Raw genomic sequence first — 21929 nt, forward strand, 5'->3', positions numbered from 1 at the left:
AGGAATGAGGACTGAGGTGAAAGGACTGAGGACTGAGGTGAAAGGACTGAGGACTGAGGTGAAAGGACTGAGGACTGAGGTGAAAGGACTGAGGACTGAGGTGAAAGGACTGAGGACTGAGGTGAAAGGACTGAGGACTGAGGTGAAAGGACTGAGGTGAAAGGACTGAGGTGAAAGGACTGAGGACTGAGGTGAAAGGACTTAGGACTGAGGTGAAAGGACTGAGGACTGAGGTGAAAGGACTGAGGACTGAGGTGAAAGGACTTAGGACTGAGGTGAAAGGACTGAGGACTGAGGTGAAAGGACTGAGGACTGAGGTGAAAGGACTGAGGACTGAGGTGAAAGGACTGAGGACTGAGGTGAAAGGACTGAGGACTGAGGAACCAGGCGTCTCAACTCAAAGTCGCACAGTAGAGGAATCCTCTTCTCTCAGTCCTCAGTCCTCAGTCCTCAGTCCTCAGTCCTCAGTCCTCAGTCCTCAGCCCTCAGTCCTCTTCCCTCTTCCCTCTTCCCTCAATCCTCTTTTGAATACCAGATAGATTCGATGGTTTGGGCGATCGCTTCTGCCTCAGAACGGTTGGCTGTTTCTAGTAAAACGGTGACGTGACCGAGTTTTCGACCGGGACGAGATTCGGTTTTGCCGTACCAGTGGACGTGAGCGTGAGACAACTCGGCTAGCTGTTGCCGTTTGGCAAGATAATCGCTTTGGGAATGCTCGTAACCGAGTAAATTTACCATAACGGCACCCGCACTTTTGAGGGTAGGATTGCCTAAAGGTAGACCGCTGACGGCTCTGAGTTGCTGTTCAAATTGGGAAGTTTCGCAGGCATCAAGGGTAAAGTGTCCGGAGTTGTGAGTGCGGGGGGCAATTTCATTGACCAACACTTTTCCGGCTGGGGTTAAAAATAGCTCAATGCCGAAGACGCCAACTGCTTGCAGGCTATCTAGAAGCGTATGAGCGATCGCTTTCACCTCTTGTTCCACCGTTGGCGTAATTGCCGCTGGCACCAAGACGCGCCGACACACTTGATCTTCCTGCTGAGTTTCTACTACAGGGTAAGTCACTATCTCACCAGCGGCAGAACGAGCGGCAATAATCGCTAATTCTCGTTCAAAAGGCACAAATTCTTCTAACAACACTGGCGCATATTTCAGTCGCTGCCAAGTTGACTCTAGGGCGTGACTATCTTTAATTATGAAAGTGCCTTGACCATCGTAGCCGCCGCGTCGGGCTTTTAGAACGACTGGAAAATCCAGGTTTTTGAGGTTCAAGGGGTGAGTGAATGATTTTGAAAGATTTACTTGATGATTTCCGGCTTCTCCTTCAAGCGTCATAAAACTGGGAGTTGGTAAGCCTATATCTTCTAAATAGCAGCGCTGATCGTATTTATCTAACAGCGGGGCTAATACTTCTAGACTAGGGCGAAAGCAGACGCCTTGCTGGACAAGTGAATCTAAAGCTTCCAGGTTAATAAATTCGTTTTCAAAAGTAATGACATCGCAGCGAGACGCTAACTCGGCTGTAGCAGCAGCATCATCAATGGGGGCAAAAATGGTGGAAGATGCGATCGCGCTTCCCGCACGCTTCGCTAACGCCACCGCCGGATCGTTCTGATTGGGCGTCTGCACCACCAATTCAATCCCCAACGCCTCCGCTGCACCTGCCATCATCCAGGCTAGCTGTCCCCCTCCAATCACCCCTACACGCTTCATCGACACCCCAAAGACTCACGAGTTGCTATACCAGTTTTAGAATTTACACCAGATGCTTTAATACAGAGTTCTTTTATTTGCGCCCCATCTAAAATTGCATCGGTGAAGTCGGCACCAGCGATATTTACACCGTCAAATATAGTACGCAACAGGATACTTTCCACCAAAACGGCATCGCTTAAATCCGCGCCGTTGAGTTTTACCTGATCGACCATTGCATTAGTTAAATCTGCTCCGTGTAAATTAGCATTTGTCATCACCGATGCACTAAAAATCGCCCCTTTTAAGTCCGCACCCTCAAAGTTAGCGAATTCCATGTTGGCGTTGGAAAACTCAGCCACCTGCAAAATTTGACCGGAGAAATCCTTGGCTTTCAGTTCGGCATTGCTATACGACAAGGGAGGCGGGTAGTTTCCTGCTTGTGCTGGGAATGCCCAGATGAAGAGAACGATTGTTAGTAGGAACGCAGCTAGTTGCCGAAAGGTCATAGAAAAGCGTTTCAAAACGCGCTATAGAGTTGGCTATCTTTTAGGTTAGTGTATTGTGGAATCCTTTACTGATGCGAACAAACCCTTAAAATTGTGAGTGAACGAGGTTTAACGAAAGCTTATGCCATACTTTTTGGTGACTTGGCTGGTTACAGCGATCGCGAATCATGATTACTGCATACATTGTCCCCGGTTTTGCCGTCACAAGTTTTGTGGCGGCGCTGCTTGCTGCGATTGTTTTGGGCTTAGTGAACGCAATTGTCAAACCCCTTTTGGTAATTTTGACATTGCCGCTGACGCTGGTGACGCTAGGTTTGTTTCTGTTTGTGATTAACGCCATCACAATTTTGATTGCTGGGGCGATTACTCCCGGTTTTAGTGTCGCTGGTTTCGTGCCTGCTTTGATAGGTTCAATCGTTCTGACTCTGGTGGCTAGTGGGCTAAACTTTTTGTTCAACAGAGACGCTGAATAAATTAACGGATTTCGGCGTCAAAACCTAAGTAGCCGCGTGGGGTAATCATCCAATCGGCGTGGGTGCGAGTAGTGCTATTGCCAATCAGTACCGTTGTCAGCATATCGATCGGAGTATCGAGTAATTTGTCAAGTGTAATCAGAGTAATTTGTTCGTCTTCTCGATAAGCTGATTTTACGATCGCTACCGGCGTGTGGCGATCGCGGTATTGCAGAAAGATAGTTTGGGCGATCGCTATCTGTTTGGTTCGAGTTTGCGATCGCGGATTATAAAGTGCGGTGACAAAATCTGCTTGCGCGGCGGCACTCAGGCGCTTTTCAATCACCTCCCAGGGGGTCAGCAAGTCGCTCAAACTAATCGCGCAGAAGTCGTGCATCAAAGGCGCACCCACCCGCGACGCAGCGGCTTGTAGGGCGGTAATTCCCGGAAACACCTGCACCCCTGGCGTTTTGCCATCCCAGCCTTTGGCTTGGAGTTCTTCCATGACTAACCCAGCCATGCCGTAGATGCCGCAATCTCCAGAAGAAACAACCGCTACGGTTAATCCCCAATTAGCTAATTCTATGGCTCGTTCTGCCCGTTGACGTTCTTGGGTAATCGGTAACGCTTCTACAATCTGTCCGGGACGCAGCAAAGGAGAAATGAGATCGATATAGAGAGAGTAACCAATGATGGCGTCAGCGCAGGATACAGCAGTTTGAGCCGCTGGGGTCATTTGGTCTAATTTTCCAGGTCCCGTACCAACTAGCAATAAACAGCCCGTGCGACCCGTATATTCTAGTTCGGATTGAGCGATCGCTACCGTCACTGCCCCTGGTTGCCCTTCTAATTTAAAAACTTGTTTTGCCACCCGTAGTAGCACCCCTTGTGGGTGCCCTACACCTTCATAGAGGGTAGGTACAAGACCTGCCTCTAGGTGCCCTACACCTTCATAGAGGGCAGGTACAAGACCTGCCCCTAGGTGCCCTACACCTTCATAGAGGGCAGGTACAAGACCTGCCCCTAGGTGCCCTACACCTTCATGGAGGGCAGGTACAAGACCTGCCCCTACAATTGCTGCGGCTTCTGCTACGCTGGGCGTTCCGACTTCTGCTTCGACAACCGCTGAGGGAGTGGGGACGCTAACGGAACGGAGGATATCAGCCGAGAAAGTTCGCAAAGGCAAGTGGCGATCGCGGCATAATTCCACTAACCCAATTTCCGAAGCTTTAATATCGATGGTGGCAATCCCGGCGATCGCTTCTTCCGCTAGGTGATTTTTCTCAAACACCTGCCCAATCGCTGTTTCTATCAACTCTTTCGATGTTCCTCGTTCGCAGCCGATTCCCACCCACAAGACTCTAGGATGCCACTGGACTTTTGGCAGCTCTGATTCTGAGGAAAATCGTCGCCGGGTGGGGCTAATCCAAATCCTCGCCGGGGATGATTTTGGACGATCGGGTTCCTGGTTAGATTGAACAATCTCTGATTGGCTGGCGGTAGATTCCGGAAACCCAAAATAGAATGGATGTTTTTCAGGAAGATGACTTTGCCATAAAGTAGAACCCGCTTCCTGAATGACTTGTACCCGTTCCCCTCTCGCCACCGCTGCACTAACGCCTGTCCAATCTCCCTCGCCTCGACTCCAGCCAAAGGGAACGCCCAGCATATCCACTGCTGGTAGTTTTAACCCAGCGGAGGCACCTGTCAAGACTGGCGTTGCCCCAATGGTAAGCGCGATCGCTTGTGCCAACCGATCCGCCCCTCCCTGATGACCGCTACACAGACTAATCACAAACTGGCTATTTTCATCCACCACGACCACTGCTGGATCGCGGGATTTATCTTGCAATAAGGGTGCAATCAAGCGCACCACGGCTCCAGATGCCAAGCAGAAAATAAAGCCCCGATGTGTATTCCACAAGGTCGCTAGGTGGTCTTTGAGGGAACCGCGATAAACCTGGGCTGACGCGATAACCTTTGTCTCTACAACGTCGGTTAGAGACTCTGGAACCCAAAGAGTAGCACCAGTGGATTGGCAAAGCGGCTGTAGTTTTTCGGCACCCGTGGGAGTGGTCGCGATCGCGGCTAATGGCTGAAAATCACCTAACAGTAATACCATCGATTGTCTTGAGTTGTTTTCTAGAGCGATTATTTTGCGCGATCGCAAAGCGTATGTCCAAAAGGCTATAGCGCTACTCGCTCTCCGGATTTTACTCTTCTTCGAGGGTTTCTGAGTCGTAGTCTTCCTCTAGCTCCTCGGCATCTTCATCGTATTCTTCCTCTACAGCTTCTTCGTCGTATTCCTCGTCTTCGTATTCTTCTTCGGCGACGGCTTCTATCTCGTCTTCATCTTCGACGTATTCTTCATCTTCGTCTTCCTCTACAGCTTCTTCGTCTTCGGCGACGGCTTCTATCTCGTCTTCATCTTCATCTTCGACGTATTCTTCGTCTTCGGCGACGGCTTCTATATCGTCTTCGTACTCTTCATCTTCGACGTATTCGTCTTCGGCGACGGCTTCTATATCCTCTTCGTACTCTTCCTCGTCACTACCGATCTCGCCGTCTGAAATATCGAGAGCATCGGCAATCAACGGGATAATGTCATCAAAGAACGAGAAGTCATCATCGCTCCAAACGTCCCGGCTATAGTCGAGGTCGGTGACGCTGCGAATCGTCCAGCAGTCATCGCAATATTCGGGATTGGTCATGTAGTCGTAGGGAATGTAACAGTATCCCTTGTCTCCCCAGTTTGCGCCCCAAGAATTGCGAACAACAAACACCCGATCTTTGTCCGAGTAGCCGACGCACAACATTGCGTGACCACCTTGAGACTCCTCTCGTTCTGGGTTAGGCATGGGAATCCCTTTGTTTCCCTCCCTCATGAACGAATCGAAAAGCTGCAACCCAAAGGCAAACGGATAGCCCTCAGCTAGACAATGCTTCATGGCATACAAATCTATCTCAATTCGCTCAGCATCGTCGATCAAGAATTGGGTTGCTTCCTCATAAGCTTGGTCGTGGGGACGGTGAAACAACCGCTCTGGGTGATAGGGCCAGGTTAACTCAGAACAAGCGCCCATCTTTCGCAATACCTGGATGCAATTGCGAAGTGTTGCTCCGGCGTCTTCTGCAATTTCTCCGGCGAGCGATCGCGCATTGTAATAAATAAACAACCGGCTCACATCCCCGGCGGTACCGAGTTGGCGCATTGCCAGGTACTCGTAGGCTCCCGCCATCGCATTGCCCGTGCAGCTTCCCACTTCCCCCTGATCTTCTACCGGAGTCAGATAGTGACGCAAATCAACCCTTGGCGGCAGCTTTTGGGCTTGAAATCGATGAGCCGCGTACTTCTTATCGTTAGCATCCTTTGTGTCGGGTCGATAGCCGCCCAATTTTAACTTTTTGCTGGTCGAATGCTGGACGGAAGCAAGTTTGGGCGAATAGCGCAGATTTGGCATAAAACAACCTCTAGCGTCAGCTATCGTTTGATCGGTTCATCTATCTGAGGATAGATTTACTTGATCATTCTAACTGTCCGCCTGATGAGCGTCCAGGGATGCTAACTGGCAGTGGATGCGATCGCCCGAAAGCAAAAATACACGCTACATTTCGCCCAAATACCAGAAACCCGGCTTCTTCAAGAAACCGGGTTTTCCTAAGAAAGGACTATTGACATCAGGACTTACGCAACTTGCGCGACATTTGGGGGCAACCACGAGGGATTGAACCCGAAAAAACACTATATGTATAAGCTTTGCGTAAGTCCTGACATTTTTTAGGCGAAAAGAGTCCCGCTCATCCCTCGTCCCAACCTCAACGCCAGTATGTTAAATCTTGGCGCTGGAATCAAGCTGAGGCTGAATTTGACTAAGCGAGTCAGCCGCAGTCACCTTAGATTCTAAGGGAGCAAGGTCTTGCGTCGCTACTGTGTTATGCACCGATGCTTGCAGCATTGGCGTGCGGATAATTGAATTATTCGCCAGGGTAAACAACGGGTTAGACAAAATCCCTGCCAAGGATGTCGCCACTAACGACAGCACTAAAGTCAGTTGCAAAGGTCGCATTCCCGGTAAATTCCAGCGAATTTCTGGATAATTCTTCACGGCGTCAGACATTTCTTGCGGTTCTTTTACCACCATCATCTTGACGACACGGATGTAGTAGTAAATCGAGACGACGCTAGTGAGCAACCCTAGTAAGACTAAGCCGTAAGCACCCGCCTGCCAACCTGCCCAGAACAGGTAAATTTTGCCGAAGAAGCCAGCCAAGGGCGGAATCCCTCCCAAGGACAGCAGACAAATACTCAAGCACAAGGTCAGAAGCGGATCTTTTTGATATAGTCCCGCGTATTCGCTAATTTGATCGGTACCCGTTCGCAGGGTGAACAGAATCACGCAGGCGAAGCCTCCCAAGTTCATGAACAGGTACACCAGCAGGTAAAATACCATGCTGGCATAACCGTCCTCGGTGCCGGTAATCAAACCGATCATGATGAAGCCAGCTTGGGCAATGGAAGAGTAAGCCAGCAGACGTTTCATGCTGGTTTGGGTAAGAGCAACTACGTTACCCAGTACCATGCTCAAGACTGCGAGGGCGGTGAAGACAAAATGCCACTCTTGAGTGACGAGGGGGAAAGCTGTCACCATCAGCCGGATGGCGAGGGCAAATCCAGCGGCTTTTGAACCGACGGAGAGGAAGGCAACGACAGGTGTTGGCGAACCTTCGTAAACGTCGGGTGTCCATTGGTGGAAGGGAACGGCGGCAATTTTGAAGCCAATCCCGGCGATCGCAAAGACTAATGCAATCAGCAACCCTAAGGATAAGTCAGCGTTGGCGTTGGCAATGCCAGTGGCGATCGCGCTCAACTTAGTTTCTCCTCCCGATAGTCCGTACAGCAGCGAGACACCGTAGAGGAAGATTGCTGTACTCGAAGCGCCAATCAGCAGATATTTTAACGCTGCTTCATTGGAACGGGGGTCGCGCTTCATGTATCCCGTCATCAGGTAGGACGAGATACTGAGGGTTTCTAAGGCGACAAAAATCGTCACCAGCTCATCTGCACCAGACAGGATCATTCCCCCAATGGTGGCGCTGAGCATAATCCCAATAAATTCCGCCAGGGAGGTGCCGCTTTGTTCTATGTAGCGGATCGACATCAAAATTGTGACGGTGGTAGACAAAGCAATGATGCCGCGAAAGACGACACTCATGGCGTCACCGTTGAAGCTACCCAAGAAGGCGATGGTGTTCGTGTTCCCCCATTGATAGTACAAGGCGACGATAGAGGCGAGTAGACCCGCGATCGCTATATAGGGGGTGAAGCGCGAGGACGACCGCCCGATAATCAAGTCAACGATTAGAACCGCCAAAAGGGTGACAATTAAAATCCCTTCAGGCCAGATTGTCCCAGCATTCAGCTGGGCTGCAAGTTCAGCAAAACTCATGAGATATATAGTTTTGGGTATTTAGGCACAGAGACTGAGACTCTTAATATTATTTAATTTTATGGCGTTCGCGGTTGCTTGAATTGTTGATGAGGGCGATCGCGTTTAAAGAAATGAACCGCGAAGACGCTGCATAGCGCCAAGGAAGAGAGGGAAGAGAGGGAAGAGGCGATCGCGCGATCGCTAAAATCTTAGTAAGGCGATCGCCTGTCTGAGATTCTGTAAAGGTGACGCCATTGATATGTTTGGAGATTCTGCAAGGGCAAAAAGCAATGGTACAGTCTTGGGCTACTGTAACTGATGAAGAATTGATGCTAATCAGTTCTAAAAATCCTGATTTGCGATTTGAGCGGAATGCTGACGGGACATTGGTAATTATGCCGCCAACTGGGGGAATTTCTAGCAATCGAGAGGCGAAAGCAATGGCTTATCTGTTCAATTGGGTAGAAAGTCACGATTTGGGTGAAGTGTTTAGTTCCAGCGGTGGTTTTAGATTAGCGAATAGTGCAGTGCGATCGCCAGATGCTGCTTTTGTTGCTAAAGGACGCTTGGCAGAAGATTGGGATCGGCAAGAAGATAGATTTTTAAATTTAGCTCCCGATTTTGTCATAGAAATTCGTTCTAAATCGGATAGTTTAGAAACGCTTCAGGCAAAGATGCGAGAATATATCGATAATGGGGTGCGTTTGGGATGGTTGTTTGACCGTCAAAATCAGCAAGCTTGGGTGTATCGTGCAGATGGCTCGGTTACGCAGTATCCCGCTACAGCCGTTTTGAATGGTGAAGATGTGGTGCTTGGATTTACCTTGCCTGTGCTGCGTTTGTTGTAAGCGCGATCGCGAAGCGCTCCAAAGTGTCAGTTCGCGTTTAAAGAAACGAACCGCCAACAAGCAAAACCCACATCTTGTAGAGACAAGGGTTATCGCGTCTGGAGAGGGTTTTAGGTTTGCATTGCAAATTCTTCAGGATCGATTCCCCAATTTACCTAGCGAATAGTTTCACGCGCTGATTTCATATTAGGTGGCACTCGCAAGGTGTGAATATGTCCGGTACTGGGACAAGTCATTTTTAATAAATAAATTGGCTCGGCATCGACATTAGTATCTATTTCTAATAAGGTGTATTCCTGCCAAGTATGTAATTTAATTACTTCTAATTCTTTGTTAGCTTTTCAATCTTAATCTGCGACATATCGCCATCCTTGAGGCTCATATTCGCGCTGAATTCGCACCATCCAGCTGCCTTGGGGAATAGAAATAGCCTTATGCTCTTCGTGAGTTAAAGTCGCCGTCTCTGAAAAGACGCGCAGATAAAGCGTGCCATCTTTCTCGTATAGTTCCGCTTGTCCGTCGCTGATGCGGTGCTTGTGTCCCGTCACCTCGCCTTCGGCTAAAGTCAGGTGAGGTAGGAGTGGGGTTTCCCCACCCTTAGTTGCTTCGATTTGCCCCAGGGGGAGTAAAATCACATCGCCTTGTCGAATCGGTTGCATCGGTTCTCCTCCAAATGCTGCTAAGCTGTCTGAGCCTGATGTTGGCATTCATTCTGGCACAACTCGAATACTTAGGGAGGTCGCCATTGCAATCCTCTATAAGTTAAACATTGAGATAGCTTTAAATTAAGTCTGGCGCGAACGGCTCTAAAAAAGCGAGTTATCTTTGGGAGAGCGAATCGCTGCTTGATGCGATTTACCGCCATTCTTGGAACCTGCTCTCGTCAGGCGTGGTACGCCAGAATCAAGACTTCAGTCGTCGGTTTTCCGCATAAAATCCTCTCAATCGCTCTTGACATCTGACATAAAGTATTTAAATTAGACTGTTCAGCCCAGCTGCTATTTCTCCAAGCTCCCATGTCAACCCTCGTTATCGTCGAATCTCCCACCAAAGCACGCACCATCAGTAAATTCTTGCCTTCCAGCTACCGGGTCGAGGCGTCGATGGGTCATGTGCGCGACCTGCCCCAATCCAGCAAAGAAATTCCCGAAGCCTACAAAGGGGAAAAATGGGCGCAGCTGGGAGTAAATGTGGATGCGGACTTTGAACCCCTGTATGTCGTCCCCAACGACAAAAAGAAAATTGTCACCCAGCTGAAAAACGCCCTGAAAGAGGCTGATGAATTGGTGTTGGCAACTGACGAAGACCGAGAAGGCGAAAGCATTAGCTGGCATTTGCTCCAGCTATTGAAGCCCAAGGTTCCCATCAAGCGAATGGTCTTCCACGAAATCACCAAGGAAGCCATCCGCGACGCCCTCAAGAACTGCCGTAATATTGATGAGCAGGTGGTTCGCGCTCAGGAGACGCGGCGGATATTAGACCGACTGGTGGGATATACGCTGTCGCCGCTTTTGTGGAAGAAAATCTCCTATGGCTTATCGGCGGGACGGGTGCAGTCGGTAGCAGTGCGGCTTTTGGTAAATCGAGAGCGCCAACGCCGAGCCTTTCGCCAAGGCAGTTACTGGGATCTCAAGGCAAGCTTAAACAAAGACAAGACATCCTTTGAAGCGCGACTTGTTGCCCTCAAAGGGACGAGAATTGCCACTGGCAGCGATTTTGATGAAGCCACGGGACAAATTATTGCCGGACGCAATGTGATTCTGCTCTCGGAAGCGGAAGCGAGAAGTTTAGAGACGCGACTGGCGGATAAAAGCTGGACGGTGGCTGACTTAGAGGAGCGTCCTGTTACTCGCAAACCTTTACCGCCGTTTACAACTTCGACGCTACAACAGGAGGCGAATCGGAAACTACATTTATCTGCCCGCGACACGATGCGAACTGCCCAGAGTTTGTACGAGCAGGGGTATATTACCTATATGCGGACAGATTCGGTGCATTTGTCGCAGCAAGCGATCGCTGCCGCTCGCAGTTGTGTCGAGCAAATGTACGGCAAGCAATACCTCAGCCCGGAACCCCGTCAGTACACCACGAAAAGCAAGGGCGCTCAAGAAGCTCACGAAGCCATTCGCCCCGCTGGTAGCAGCTTCCGCACTCCCCAGGAAACCGGCTTAAGCGGTCGGGAATTCGCTCTGTATGACCTGATTTGGAAGCGCACCGTCGCCACCCAAATGGCAGAATCTCGCCAAACTCAAATTACCGTGCAGTTGCAAGTCGAAGATGCCGGTTTTCGGGCTAGCGGCAAGCGGATTGACTTTCACGGCTTCTTACGCGCCTACGTGGAAGGATCGGACGATCCCCATGCGGCACTAGAAGACATGGAAGTCATCTTACCAACTCTCAAAAAAGGCGATCGCCCGACCTGCAAAAAGTTAGAATCTATCGGTCACGAAACTCAGCCACCGGCAAGATACACGGAAGCTTCCCTAGTCAAAACTCTGGAAAGCGAAGGCATCGGACGTCCCAGCACCTACGCCAGCATCATCGGCACGATTATCGAGAAAGGCTATGCCCAGATGAATAGCAACGCCCTCGTTCCTACCTTCACCGCCTTTGCCGTCACCAGTCTGCTAGAACAACACTTTCCCGATTTGGTCGATCCCAGCTTCACCTCCAAAATGGAGCAAACCCTGGATGAAATTTCCACTGGGGAAGCCAAATGGCTGCCATACCTGAAAAAGTTCTATCTCGGAGAAACGGGTCTGGCAACCCAAGTCAAGGAACGGGAAAATGAGATTGATGCGGCATCTGCCCGTACCATCGAATTGGACGATCTCGGTGGGGCGAAAGTCCGGATTGGTCAATATGGCCCCTACATCGAAGCTGTAAATGGCTCTGGGCCAGTGAAAGCCTCGCTTCCTAAGGATCTTACCCCCTCAGACATCCACGCTGAGCTAATTGAGACGCTGCTACAGCAGAAAACAGAAGGCCCCGATAAAGTCGGCTTGCATCCGGAAACCGGCGAACCGATTTACGTGCTAATAGGCACTTACGGCCCCTACGTCCAACTGGGTGATGCCACAGAGGAGAACAAAAAACCCAAACGCGCCTCTCTACCCAAGGGTGTCACTATTGAGGATGTGACGCTGGATATGGCAGTTGGCTTGCTATCTCTGCCGCGTACTTTGGGCATTCACCCAGAAACTAGCGGCAAAGTCCAGGCAGGATTGGGACGCTTTGGTCCTTACGTCGTCCACGACCAAGGCAAGGAGGGCAAGGAGTATCGCTCCCTGAAAGCCAGTGACGATGTATTGACAATTGACATCGAACGTGCAGTCGAGCTGCTAGCTGAACCGAAGAAGGGACGCGGCGGTACTCGCAGCAAGTCTAAGGAACCGTTACGAGAACTGGGGACTCACCCCGCTGATGGGGAACCCGTGAATATCTACGATGGCCCTTATGGCCCTTATATTAAGCATGGGAAGACGAATGCTTCTGTGCCAGAAGGGGAATCTGTGGAAGGGTTGACGATGGAAAAAGCGTTGGAAGCATTGGCAGCGAAGGCGGCCACAACAAAATCTAGTCGCAAATCAACTAAGAGTGGAACATCTGCCAAAAAGACCACCACTGAGAAGACAACCGCTAAAAAGACGACGGCAACAACTAGCACTAAGAAAAAATCTTAGTCTCTTTCCGGTGGCAAGAAGCGATCGCGCTTTTGAAAAAATGAAAGCGATCGCTTGCCTTACCTGTCGTACACTTCTCTCCGATGAGCTACTGTCAGTATATATAGGGTGAAAGTTTCATCATCAATGCTGTATATAATCCGGTAATCCCCAACCCGAATTCGCCATCGATTTTGTCTACCTTTTAACTTGCGACAGTCATCTGGACGGGGATCATTTGCTAAACCAATAATTCTTGGTTCAATCCTGCTAATAATTTCAGCGGGAAGTGAGTTAAGCTGTTTTTGGGCTGATGGTTGAATGGTGACTTGGTAATCAGACACTCAAATTCCTTTTTGATTCTAGTTCGCGTTTAAATTCTTCCCAAGGTATGCCCGGTTCATCCTCTATATCTTCGGTAATCAGACCAAAATAGACATCTTCCCACAGTTCGCCGTGTTTCTCGAAGTCAAGGAGGACGGCAATTTTTTCACCTTGGTCATTCATTAAAAACTGAAAATCTGTCGGTTCGCCCACCTCTTCGAGAACATCTGCCCAAAATGCACTATGTTCTTTTAGGTCAATAAGTGCAGCAGTTTTCTTATCTTGATGGTCAGTTAAAAATTGAACGCCGCGCATAGTTTGGTATTTTCCTTTGTTATTAGACCTATTTATAAATAACTGTAGAATGCCAGCAGGGAAAGGGTATAAAACCAGATTAGAAATTGAAATAAAAGATGCGATCGCTTTCCCTTTCTTCCCAGCGATAGATGTAATTACCCCCCTTTTAAGGGGGGTAGGTGGTAACTGTTATTTAATCAGCTAAATCGGGAAACACTTCGCGCACGGCAGGATGAACCAGGCGGTGATTCTGCACGTTGACGCCCCTTGCCAAAACTGGGTCGAGTTCTAGAGCTTTCATCCCTTGGTTCGCCAGCTTCAGGACGTAGGGTAAAGTACTGTTGTTAAGTCCCTGAGTTGCTGTCCAGGGAACGGCTCCCGGCATATTCGGGACGCCGTAGTGGACGACGCCTTCCTCAATGTAGGTGGGATTCGTGTGGGTAGTTGGTCGCAACGTCTCGACACAACCGCCCTGATCGACTGCCACATCGATAATTACCGAACCGGGACGCATTTTTTGTACCAAAGTCCGAGGCACCAAGATAGGGGCGCGACGCCCAGGGACTAAAACCGCGCCGACAAGTAAATCGGCTTCCGAAACGATCGCTTCTATTTGCAGGGAGTTACTGTAGAGCAGCTCAACTCTGGAGCCAAAGAGGGTTTCCAGATACGCCAACCGCTCGACATTCACATCCAAAATCTGGACGCGGGCACCCATGCCTACCGCCATTCGAGCCGCTTCGGTGCCAACGACACCGCCGCCTAAAATCACCACGTTACCAGGTCTGACACCGGGAATGCCGCCCAGAAGAATACCCCGACCTCCTTGCTGGCGCTCCAAAAACCGTGCCCCGAACTGTACGGCGAGGCGACCGGCGATAATGCTCATGGGGGTAAGCAGGGGCAATTTTCGATCGGGTAGTTCTACAGTTTCGTAAGCGATCGCGCTGACGCCACAATCAATCAGATGCTCGGTCAACCCCCGATCTGCTGCCAAGTGTAAATAAGTAAACAGCATCTGCCCTTTCTGGAGAAACTGGTACTCTGGCTTCAGCGGTTCTTTCACCTTAACCACCAGTTCTCGGTTCCAAGCGTCCTTCGCTTCTGGGACAATTTTCGCCCCGGCAAGAATATAATCTTCATCAGCGAAACCAGCACCATCACCAGCCGCAGTTTCTACAAAAATCGCGTGACCGTTTTCACTCAGCACCCGGACGCTACTAGGACTTAACCCCACCCGAAATTCACGATCTTTGGTTTCCTTGGGAACGCCAATTTCCATTTATATACCTCAATTGCTCGGCTATGTATTGAATTGACTATAGGTGCCACACCAAGTGACTCGTTGCATTGGGAATTACCTCCCTGAAGGGGCGAGTGAGAAATTGGACTGACAACTTCTCAAGTAAAGCGGTTTTTGGTTTGGGTAATTCGCGCATCGATCGGGACGGGCGGCTAATCGGGAATCAGGAATTGGTTACTCCCTCTCCTGAAACTCCCTCTCTCCCCTGATCCCATGATTACTTATTTATTTAGGACTCCCAAAAATTTTCGGTTTACTTCACAGGAATGCTGTAACAATCAAGACGGGTACCTTATCCAAAGGATTTGGAAACACCAAGATGACGATGCAAATTAGCGGACGGAATCAACTTACGGGTAAAGTTACTGCTATTCAACTGGGTGATATTCTCGCCGAGGTGACGATTCAGGTGGGAGATAACTTGATTGACGCGGTGATTACTCGTCGTTCGGCAGAAAATCTGCAAATTTCGGTTGGCGATGAAGTGACTGCCCTGATCAAGGCGACTGAAATCATGGTGATCAAAGAGGTTGATTAGCAACTCTATCTGCTTTGCCCTTGACTCAAGGCTTAGCACCTCTACAATAGAAGACAATATATAACGAATTGTAAACCCATCAAGGGGCAAGGATTGCCAAAGCTATGACACAACTTCAACCTACCACCACTCCTAAGCTGGAAGAACCCAAGTTAGGCTTCAATGATTACGCAGAACGATTGAATGGTCGAGCCGCAATGATCGGCTTTTTGCTGACGGCGATCGTTGAATATGTCACGGGTCAAGGGGTGCTATCCTGGCTGGGCTTGCAATAAAAAAGCGCTCTTCTACGCCCTTGGTAATCGGCAACCCGTACAGGCTTTCCTCGGTCTAGTACAACTTTTGCAGGATGTAGGGCTTTGCCCTTGCCGAAGGGTGGGATAAAGGATGAAGTTTAGAATCCAAAAATGATTCTGACTTCTGCCTCCTGACTCCTGACTCCTGAATGAGATAACCTGAAATTAGATTAAAGAATAACGGAATAGAGCAAGTCGTGATGAATGCTTTGTGGCCTAGATTTTTAAAGTCAGCCTATCGTAAAGAGCCAATTTCCAGCTTTGTGGTGATAGTTGGTGCTGTAGATGCAGTGATTGGCGGCGTAGATGAAAGCTGGGGTTTGTTTAGTTTCGGAGTCTTGACAGTGGGGGCAGCGATCGCTCTACGTTGGTGGCAAACGCAGGGAAAAGAAGTCGAACCAATCCCCCAAACTGCAAAACACTTTCTTCCCCCCCAATCCTCTCGTCCTGTCCTGCCCATGCTGAGTGCCTCCAAGCACCATCCAAATCAGTAAACCTTTGGGTGGGATTTTCTGACAACTATGATTGCCACTTCTGTTTCCATTGAATGGCTTAAAATCGGTGAAGTTGCCGCTCGGAGTGGTCTGCCTGTCAAAACCATTCGCTATTACGAAGATATTGGTCTTTTAGCACCGACGGTAAAGCGGACAGCTTCCGGCTATCGTCTTTTTAATCGTGAGATCGTCAATCGACTGGCATTCATCAAGCGATCGCAAGCACTCGGACTAACTCTTAGCGAAATTCAAGAAATTTTAACGGTTCACGATCGGGGGCAGCTACCCTGCGGTGCCTTGAAGCAGCTGCTGCACGCGAAAGTAGAGGCGATCGCCGAACAAATCGCATCGCTAGAAATCCTCAAGAGCGAGCTAGAAGGGCTAATCTCTGGTTGGCAAGACCGACCGCCCGCTCACCAGATCGATCATACTATCTGCCCCAATATTCAATCAGCACCATGAAACCTCTGGCGAGTAAGGCAAAAGTAAAAAGGCACTTATGCAAAGAAAAAATTCTGAGTTTTGCATTTTTACCTTTTAGCTTTTATTGTTTCGCCCTTGCCAGTCAGCCTCTCCCAGCCTCCGCCGAGACAGTAATCCAGCCAGCTGCGCCGTCTGACGCCCCAGCCCAGATCCCGCAAGCTGAAGCTTGGAGAAACGTTAAACTCCTCCGCACGCTCAAAGGTCACAAGGCGACCATTGATTCCTTGACCTTCACACCAGATGGGAAATTTCTCTTCAGCGGGGGTAGCGACAATGACGGCAGAATCAAGTTTTGGTGGGTCAGAAGTTGGAAAGAAGTGGGTAGCCTCAGGGCGCATAGTAGGGCAGTGATGACCCTTGCCATGAGTCCTAATTCCGAAATCCTGGCGAGTTGTAGCAATGACTCCTCGCTGAATTTATGGAATTGGAAGACTGGAAAATATACCCGTACCTTTCTGGATCATACGAGTAACATTCTGTCGGCGGCGATTACCTCGGATAGTGAAATGCTGGTGACGGGTGCCTTGGATGGCATTCGAGTCTGGAATTTGAGAACGCAGCGCCCGATTTACAACCTGGTGCGTTTCGATAACCAAACTTATGCAGTTGCCACGAATCCCAATGGGGAGATTCTGGCGAGTGGAGGCAAAGATACCGCGATTAAGCTGTGGGATCTCAAGAGTGGAAGATTTATTGATTCATTGTCGGGACATAGCGGTGCAATCAGTACCTTAGCGTTCGCGCCGGATGGAAATACTCTGATTAGTGGCAGCTACGATCGCACCATCAAAGTTTGGAATTTTAACACCGGGCAATTGCTTTACACACTCTCCGGACATACAGGATGGATTAGGGCGATCGCGATTAATCCTTCTGGAGAAGTCCTTGCTACTGCTAGTCGGGATGGCGTCCGCTTGTGGAACTTGAGAACGGGCGAACTGATTGCCTTGCTGGTGGGACATTCCGATTGGGTAAAATCGGTTGCGTTTAGTCCCGATGGGCGAACCCTGGCGAGTGGCGGCTTTGACAGAACCATTAAAATTTGGCAAGTTGCTTCTCCCTGAGCCTTTGGTAATAGCAATTTTTGATTCAGCTTTTGGGAAAACTAAGTTCAGTTCCATCTGAGACGAAGGAAGTAAACCAAAGTGTTGACCCATGATAGCGACAAACTAAAGAAAAAGAGCGTTAACGGGTACAAATCGGCAGAGGCGGGTTTCTTCAATCTCTCGCTGGAGCTGCTTTGTATCGCCGGGTTGGATGGCTACTTCAAGCACCTAAATCCTACCTGGGAAAAAACCCTGGGTTTTACTAACAAAGAACTCTTAAGCCAACCGTTTATGGAGTTTGTTCATCCTGAAGATAGGGAAGCAACCTTCACCGAAGTACAGAAGCTGGCTACAGGCGTGGAAACAATCTCTTTTGAGAATCGCTACCTGTGCAAAGACGGCTCCTATAAATGGCTATTATGGACTTCTGCTGTCTCCACCGAAGAAGATTTGCTGTATGCAGTGGTTCGTGACATTAGCGATCGCAAACCTGCTGAAGAAAAACTCCGCAATTTAGGAGCTGTCTTAGAAAATGCTGTCGAAGGAATTTCTCGGCTAGACACTCAAGGGCGCTACGTTACTGTCAATAAAGCCTACGCCAATGCAGCCGGTTACGAGCCTGAAGAAATGATTGGCATGGAATGGCAGCGAACTGTCCATCCTGAAGAACTCGACAAGCTGATCGCCGCTTATCACAAAATGCTTGTGGATGGCAAGGTAGAAGCTGAAACTAGGGGCATCCGTAAAGATGGCTCTATTTTTTATAAGCAAGTGGTGATGATCTGCGATTACGATGAGCAGCAGCGATTTATGGGTCATCACTGTTTTATGAAGGACATCACCGAGCGTCAGCGAACAGAACAAGAGCGATCGCAATTAGCTAATCACATCCAATTGCTGCTGCAATCGACCGGGGAAGGCATCTACGGCATTGATTTACAAGGACGTTGTACCTTCATCAACAAAGCGGCGGCTCAGATGCTGGGATACCAGCCTGATGAAGTGATGGGCAAGGAGATGCACGAGTTAATCCATCACAGTCGCAGCGATGGCTCGTTCTATCCAAGTGTTGAGTGTGCGATTTTTTGTGCTGTTCGCAAAGGAAACAGTTGCCGGATAGACAACGAAGTTCTATGGCGGCGGGATGGGACTGCTTTTGCTGCCGAGTATTCGTCTTATCCGATCCTTGAGGGTGAGGAAATCAAAGGTGCTGTTGTCACCTTCGTTGATATCAGCGATCGCAAGTTAGCAGAAGAAGCACTAAAACAGGCGAATGAAGCTCTCGAAATCCGAGTCGAGGAACGCACCGCCCAATTAAGGCATACCCTCCAGCAGCTAGAAGACGAGATGACTGAGCGCCAGCGGGTAGAGGAAGCTTTATACAAAGAAAGAGAATTTTTAAATGCATTGCTTAATAACTTGGCAGACGGCATTGTCGCTTGTGACGCCAATGGAGTTTTAACGCTATTTAATCGGGCGACACAAGAGTTTCATGGGTTGCCGGAACAAGCACTTCCTGCCGATCGATGGGCAGAACACTTTGATTTATATCTGCCCGATGGGAAAACACTGATGAAAACGGAAGATATTCCGTTGTTTAGAGCGTTTTGGGGAGAGACGGTTCGGGAAGTAGAAATGATCATCGCCCCGAAGCAAGGAAAAATCCGCACCCTACTCGCTAGCGGACAAGCGATCGTTGATGCTCAGGGAAAAAAACTAGGTGCAGTCGTGGCGATGCATGACATCAGCGATCGCAAACAGGCAGAAAAAACTCAGGCAAGATTGACCGCAATCTTAGAAGCAACACCTGACTTTGTAGGCACCTCTGATGCCCAAGGTAATGTACTCTACATCAACGGCGCTGGTCGAAGAATGTTGGGGATTGAAGAAGATGAAGACCTCTCAACCAAACATATCTCTGAACTCTCCACCAAGAGTGCAGCTGAAATGATGCTAGCTGAAGGTGTGCCTGCTGCCATCAAGGACGGAGTGTGGAGTGGCGAGACTGCTTTTCAGTCCTGCGACGGCAATGAGATTCCCGTCTCGCAAGTAATTATGGCGCACAAAGGGGAAAACGGAGCGGTTGAATTTCTCTCTACGATCGCCCGCGACATCACTCCCGCCAAACAGGCAGAGGAAGCCCTCCGCCAAAGCCAAGCCAGACTTGCAGAAGCTCAAAAAGTCGCCCACGTCGGCAGTTGGGAATTCGATCTCGCAACTGGAGAAATCGCTTGGTCGGAGGAACTGTTCCGCCTTTGGGGGATGGAGCCGAACCAAACTGTACCGAGTTACGAAGATCTTTTACAAAAAGTTCATCCGGATGATCGGGAAGTCTTTGCAAAAGCAGTTGAGTTGGCAATTACCGAAGGCAAGCCTTATGAATTCGACAACCGGACTTTGCTGCCTGACGGTGCGATCGGATATATGTTCTCTAAAGGGCAGCCGATTTTGAATTCGCAGGGTCAGGTGATTAAGCTATGTGGCATCGGGCTAGATATTAGCGATCGCCAGCTCTCAGAGGAGCAATTACGCCAAACAACTTCGGAGCTGAAAGCAGTTTTTCAAGCTTTTCCCGATTTGTACTTTCGGCTCAACTCTGATGGCACTATTCTGGACTACAACGCCGGACAAATCGGGACGGGAAATCTGTACATTCCACCGGAAGTATTCCTCGGCAAGCGAATGCAAGATATTCTGCCCCCCCACATCGGACACCAGTTTGACGAAGGCATTCTTCAGGTGTTGCAGAAAAACTCCCTAGGGGCGCACAGTCCCGCATCCGTACACCTTGAGTATTCTCTACCGAGTGAGAACGAAGATAAAAGTTATGAAGCTAGGCTTGTGCCGTTGCTGGAAAACCAAATCATGGTCATTGTCCGCGATATCACTCAGCGCCAGCAGGCAGAGGAGGCGTTGCGGCAATCGGAAGCACAATTTAGACAACTCGCCCAACGAGAGGAACTGCTCAACCAACTAGCAAACCTGCTCCGCAACTCTCTGGACGTAAATACCATTCTGGAAACTGCCGTGGAGGAGACCCGCAGTTTGTTGCAAATTGACCGATGCTTATTTGTTTGGTATCGACCATTTGCAGAGGAACCTGCCTGGGACGTGGTGAAAGAAGCGAAGATACCGGCGCTACCGAGCTTCCTGGGTCACTACCCAGCGCCGGAAAATTCTGTCACGCAGAAGTTCATCAACCGAGAAATGCTCCGTGTTGACGATCTGACGACTGCCACCGATTCAGGAGAGCAGGAACTCTATATGGGTTCTGGCTACACCGCGATACTGGCACTGCCGATTCAGACACCTTCTGGTGAGATTGGTTTGCTCATCTGCGGACATCATCGTGGATCTCGACTTTGGAGTGACGATGAAGTAGAACTCTTGCAAGCAGTGACGGATCAACTAGCGATCGCACTTTTCCAAGCCGAACTCTACGCCCAATCCCAAGACTCTGCCCAGCAAGCCCAACAAAAAGCTCAACAACTACAGCAAACCTTGCACCAGTTGCAACAAACCCAAGCCCAACTGATTCAGAGCGAAAAAATGTCCGGTTTGGGTCAGATGGTCGCTGGCGTTGCTCACGAAATTAACAATCCCGTCAATTTCATCCACGGCAATCTCACCCACGCCAACGTATACACCCAAGACTTACTCAATCTTCTCCGCCTTTACCAGCAGCACTATCCCCATCCAGTCCCGGAAATTCAAGATGAGACCGAGGCGATTGACCTGGATTTCCTGGTGGAAGACCTCCCCAAAATTCTGGGTTCGATGAAGATGGGAACAGACCGCATCTGTCAGATTGTACTAAGTTTGCGGAATTTCTCGCGGCTGGATGAAGCCGAAATGAAAGAGGTGGACATCCATGAGGGCATTGATAACACCCTGCTGATCTTGCAAAATCGTCTGAAAGCCAAACCCGACAGTCCAGGCATTCAGATTGTCAAAGAGTATGGCAACCTCCCTCTTGTGGAGTGCTATGCAGGGCAGATGAATCAGGTGTTTATGAACCTCCTGAACAATGCTTTTGACGCTCTGGAAACCCAACCCCTTCCTCGGATCGTTACTATTCGCAGCCAGGTTGTCAATTCCCATGTCGCCATTCGGATTGCTGATAATGGGTCGGGAATGACCGAGCAAGTAAAAGCCCGTCTGTTTGACCCCTTCTTCACGACTAAACCTGTGGGGAAAGGCACAGGTCTGGGATTATCCATCAGTTATCAAATTGTGGTGGAGAAGCACGGTGGCATTTTAAAGTGTGTCTCAAAACCAGGACAAGGAGCGGAGTTTTGGATTGAGATTCCCATTTGCCAAGGTCTCACTTAATTGGAATTGCACACAAAAAAAGAGAGGGAAGTTAATCTTCCCTCTCCTCGAATCTTGACTATTTTCAGATGCACCCTGGTCTTTTAGCTTCTTCCGCAACATCTTCTGTTGCTTTCTAATTTGTCTCGCCCTGGCGGAGCCACCTTTCCCTTTGTCGTTTCTTCCCTCTCGGCGGGGAGATTCCCACCGCTTGAGTCGTTGAGTCATGGTCGTTCTCTTGTGTA

20 protein-coding genes and 1 pseudogene are annotated in these 21929 nt (G+C 49.4%); 10 read left to right on the plus strand and 11 right to left on the minus strand.

The features are described from left to right. The first annotated feature begins 170 nt into the window (after positions 1 to 170). Complete coding sequence (locus ACFW2W_RS00740; RefSeq protein ID WP_378171978.1) at positions 171 to 539, plus strand: hypothetical protein; 369 nt, start codon at positions 171 to 173, stop codon at positions 537 to 539. On the opposite strand, the gene ACFW2W_RS00745 is transcribed toward ACFW2W_RS00740, so the two are convergent. Both ACFW2W_RS00745 and ACFW2W_RS00750 read right to left on the minus strand, forming a co-directional pair. After that, positions 514 to 1713: a 5-(carboxyamino)imidazole ribonucleotide synthase gene (locus tag ACFW2W_RS00745; protein ID WP_378172098.1), complete on the minus strand. Its 1200-nt coding sequence runs from the start codon at positions 1711 to 1713 to the stop codon at positions 514 to 516. The two genes, ACFW2W_RS00740 and ACFW2W_RS00745, sit on opposite strands and share 26 nt — an antisense overlap. Beyond that, positions 1710 to 2201 (minus strand): pentapeptide repeat-containing protein, encoded by a 492-nt coding sequence (locus ACFW2W_RS00750; protein ID WP_378171980.1) that lies wholly within the window; start codon positions 2199 to 2201, stop codon positions 1710 to 1712. The genes ACFW2W_RS00745 and ACFW2W_RS00750 overlap by 4 nt, the downstream gene beginning before the upstream one ends. Positions 2202 to 2322: 121 nt before the next feature. Between ACFW2W_RS00750 and ACFW2W_RS00755 the strand changes: the two are divergent. After that, positions 2323 to 2674, plus strand: a pseudogene (locus ACFW2W_RS00755) (phage holin family protein). Position 2675: 1 nt separating this feature from the next. Here ACFW2W_RS00755 and cobJ read toward each other — a convergent pair. From cobJ to ACFW2W_RS00775, 4 genes are all read right to left on the minus strand, one after another. After that, positions 2676 to 4775 carry a precorrin-3B C(17)-methyltransferase gene (gene cobJ / locus ACFW2W_RS00760; protein WP_378171982.1) on the minus strand — a complete coding sequence of 700 codons (2100 nt, stop codon included), beginning with the start codon at positions 4773 to 4775 and terminating at the stop codon, positions 2676 to 2678. Between the two features lie 91 nt (positions 4776 to 4866). After that, positions 4867 to 6114, minus strand: coding sequence for a C1 family peptidase (locus ACFW2W_RS00765; RefSeq protein ID WP_378171984.1), 1248 nt, complete (start codon positions 6112 to 6114; stop codon positions 4867 to 4869). Between the two features lie 369 nt (positions 6115 to 6483). Then, a complete protein-coding gene (locus ACFW2W_RS00770) occupies positions 6484 to 8100 on the minus strand; it encodes an NAD(P)H-quinone oxidoreductase subunit N (RefSeq protein WP_378171986.1) in 1617 nt (538 codons plus the stop codon). 49 nt (positions 8101 to 8149) lie between these two features. Beyond that, entirely contained in the window at positions 8150 to 8506 is a 357-nt protein-coding gene (locus tag ACFW2W_RS00775) for a hypothetical protein (RefSeq protein WP_378172113.1), read from the minus strand. Here ACFW2W_RS00775 and ACFW2W_RS00780 point away from each other — a divergent pair. Continuing rightward, positions 8412 to 8930, plus strand: coding sequence for a Uma2 family endonuclease (locus tag ACFW2W_RS00780; RefSeq protein WP_378172101.1), 519 nt, complete (start codon positions 8412 to 8414; stop codon positions 8928 to 8930). The two genes, ACFW2W_RS00775 and ACFW2W_RS00780, sit on opposite strands and share 95 nt — an antisense overlap. Before the next feature lie 347 nt (positions 8931 to 9277). Here ACFW2W_RS00780 and ACFW2W_RS00785 read toward each other — a convergent pair whose 3' ends face one another. Continuing rightward, the gene (locus ACFW2W_RS00785) at positions 9278 to 9589 is read right to left on the minus strand and encodes a hypothetical protein (RefSeq protein ID WP_378172104.1); all 312 of its coding nucleotides are present in this window, start codon (positions 9587 to 9589) and stop codon (positions 9278 to 9280) included. A gap of 357 nt (positions 9590 to 9946) precedes the next feature. Between ACFW2W_RS00785 and topA the strand changes: the two genes are divergently transcribed. After that, positions 9947 to 12613, plus strand: a complete 2667-nt coding sequence (gene topA / locus ACFW2W_RS00790) for a type I DNA topoisomerase (protein ID WP_378171988.1) — start codon at positions 9947 to 9949, stop codon at positions 12611 to 12613. A gap of 59 nt (positions 12614 to 12672) precedes the next feature. Here topA and ACFW2W_RS00795 read toward each other — a convergent pair whose 3' ends face one another. The 3 genes from ACFW2W_RS00795 to ald form a co-directional block, all read right to left on the minus strand. After that, on the minus strand, positions 12673 to 12936 hold the full coding sequence (locus ACFW2W_RS00795) for a type II toxin-antitoxin system RelE/ParE family toxin (protein ID WP_378171990.1): 264 nt from the start codon (positions 12934 to 12936) through the stop codon (positions 12673 to 12675). Next, positions 12929 to 13231, minus strand: a complete 303-nt coding sequence (locus tag ACFW2W_RS00800; protein ID WP_378171992.1) for a hypothetical protein — start codon at positions 13229 to 13231, stop codon at positions 12929 to 12931. The genes ACFW2W_RS00795 and ACFW2W_RS00800 overlap by 8 nt, the downstream gene beginning before the upstream one ends. Before the next feature lie 175 nt (positions 13232 to 13406). Next, on the minus strand, positions 13407 to 14495 hold the full coding sequence (ald, locus tag ACFW2W_RS00805; protein WP_378171994.1) for an alanine dehydrogenase: 1089 nt from the start codon (positions 14493 to 14495) through the stop codon (positions 13407 to 13409). Positions 14496 to 14835: 340 nt separating this feature from the next. Between ald and ACFW2W_RS00810 the strand changes: the two genes are divergently transcribed. The 6 genes from ACFW2W_RS00810 (at position 14836) to ACFW2W_RS00835 (ending at position 21705) form a co-directional block, all read left to right on the plus strand. Continuing rightward, on the plus strand, positions 14836 to 15054 hold the full coding sequence (locus ACFW2W_RS00810) for a molybdopterin-binding protein (protein ID WP_378171996.1): 219 nt from the start codon (positions 14836 to 14838) through the stop codon (positions 15052 to 15054). Positions 15055 to 15158: 104 nt separating this feature from the next. After that, a complete protein-coding gene (locus ACFW2W_RS00815) occupies positions 15159 to 15329 on the plus strand; it encodes a hypothetical protein (protein ID WP_378171999.1) in 171 nt (56 codons plus the stop codon). A 221-nt stretch (positions 15330 to 15550) separates the two neighbouring features. Beyond that, positions 15551 to 15844: a hypothetical protein gene (locus ACFW2W_RS00820; protein WP_378172002.1), complete on the plus strand. Its 294-nt coding sequence runs from the start codon at positions 15551 to 15553 to the stop codon at positions 15842 to 15844. A 27-nt stretch (positions 15845 to 15871) separates the two neighbouring features. Further along, a complete protein-coding gene (locus ACFW2W_RS00825; protein WP_378172005.1) occupies positions 15872 to 16306 on the plus strand; it encodes a heavy metal-responsive transcriptional regulator in 435 nt (144 codons plus the stop codon). Beyond that, on the plus strand, positions 16303 to 17391 hold the full coding sequence (locus ACFW2W_RS00830; RefSeq protein WP_378172008.1) for a WD40 repeat domain-containing protein: 1089 nt from the start codon (positions 16303 to 16305) through the stop codon (positions 17389 to 17391). Before ACFW2W_RS00825 ends, ACFW2W_RS00830 begins: the two co-directional genes overlap by 4 nt. 81 nt (positions 17392 to 17472) lie before the next feature. Further along, positions 17473 to 21705 (plus strand): PAS domain S-box protein, encoded by a 4233-nt coding sequence (locus ACFW2W_RS00835; RefSeq protein WP_378172011.1) that lies wholly within the window; start codon positions 17473 to 17475, stop codon positions 21703 to 21705. On the opposite strand, the gene ACFW2W_RS00840 is transcribed toward ACFW2W_RS00835, so the two are convergent. After that, complete coding sequence (locus ACFW2W_RS00840; RefSeq protein ID WP_378172013.1) at positions 21643 to 21912, minus strand: hypothetical protein; 270 nt, start codon at positions 21910 to 21912, stop codon at positions 21643 to 21645. The two genes, ACFW2W_RS00835 and ACFW2W_RS00840, sit on opposite strands and share 63 nt — an antisense overlap. Positions 21913 to 21929: the final 17 nt, after the last annotated feature.

Source organism: Coleofasciculus sp. H7-2 (genome assembly GCF_042747725.1).
Taxonomy (GTDB): Bacteria; Cyanobacteriota; Cyanobacteriia; order Cyanobacteriales; family FACHB-T130; genus FACHB-T130.

Bases quoted from the DNA above. Each gene is read 5' to 3' on its own strand.
- ACFW2W_RS00745 (WP_378172098.1), bottom strand. From the start codon at position 1,713: ATGAAGCGTGTAGGGGTGATTGGAGGGGGACAGCTAGCCTGGATGATG.
- ACFW2W_RS00750 (WP_378171980.1), bottom strand. From the start codon at position 2,201: ATGACCTTTCGGCAACTAGCTGCGTTCCTACTAACAATCGTTCTCTTC.
- cobJ (WP_378171982.1), bottom strand. From the start codon at position 4,775: ATGGTATTACTGTTAGGTGATTTTCAGCCATTAGCCGCGATCGCGACC.
- ACFW2W_RS00765 (WP_378171984.1), bottom strand. From the start codon at position 6,114: ATGCCAAATCTGCGCTATTCGCCCAAACTTGCTTCCGTCCAGCATTCG.
- ACFW2W_RS00770 (WP_378171986.1), bottom strand. From the start codon at position 8,100: ATGAGTTTTGCTGAACTTGCAGCCCAGCTGAATGCTGGGACAATCTGG.
- ACFW2W_RS00780 (WP_378172101.1), top strand. From the start codon at position 8,412: ATGCTAATCAGTTCTAAAAATCCTGATTTGCGATTTGAGCGGAATGCT.
- ACFW2W_RS00785 (WP_378172104.1), bottom strand. From the start codon at position 9,589: ATGCAACCGATTCGACAAGGCGATGTGATTTTACTCCCCCTGGGGCAA.
- topA (WP_378171988.1), top strand. From the start codon at position 9,947: ATGTCAACCCTCGTTATCGTCGAATCTCCCACCAAAGCACGCACCATC.
- ACFW2W_RS00800 (WP_378171992.1), bottom strand. From the start codon at position 13,231: ATGCGCGGCGTTCAATTTTTAACTGACCATCAAGATAAGAAAACTGCT.
- ald (WP_378171994.1), bottom strand. From the start codon at position 14,495: ATGGAAATTGGCGTTCCCAAGGAAACCAAAGATCGTGAATTTCGGGTG.
- ACFW2W_RS00810 (WP_378171996.1), top strand. From the start codon at position 14,836: ATGACGATGCAAATTAGCGGACGGAATCAACTTACGGGTAAAGTTACT.
- ACFW2W_RS00815 (WP_378171999.1), top strand. From the start codon at position 15,159: ATGACACAACTTCAACCTACCACCACTCCTAAGCTGGAAGAACCCAAG.
- ACFW2W_RS00820 (WP_378172002.1), top strand. From the start codon at position 15,551: ATGAATGCTTTGTGGCCTAGATTTTTAAAGTCAGCCTATCGTAAAGAG.
- ACFW2W_RS00825 (WP_378172005.1), top strand. From the start codon at position 15,872: ATGATTGCCACTTCTGTTTCCATTGAATGGCTTAAAATCGGTGAAGTT.
- ACFW2W_RS00830 (WP_378172008.1), top strand. From the start codon at position 16,303: ATGAAACCTCTGGCGAGTAAGGCAAAAGTAAAAAGGCACTTATGCAAA.
- ACFW2W_RS00840 (WP_378172013.1), bottom strand. From the start codon at position 21,912: ATGACTCAACGACTCAAGCGGTGGGAATCTCCCCGCCGAGAGGGAAGA.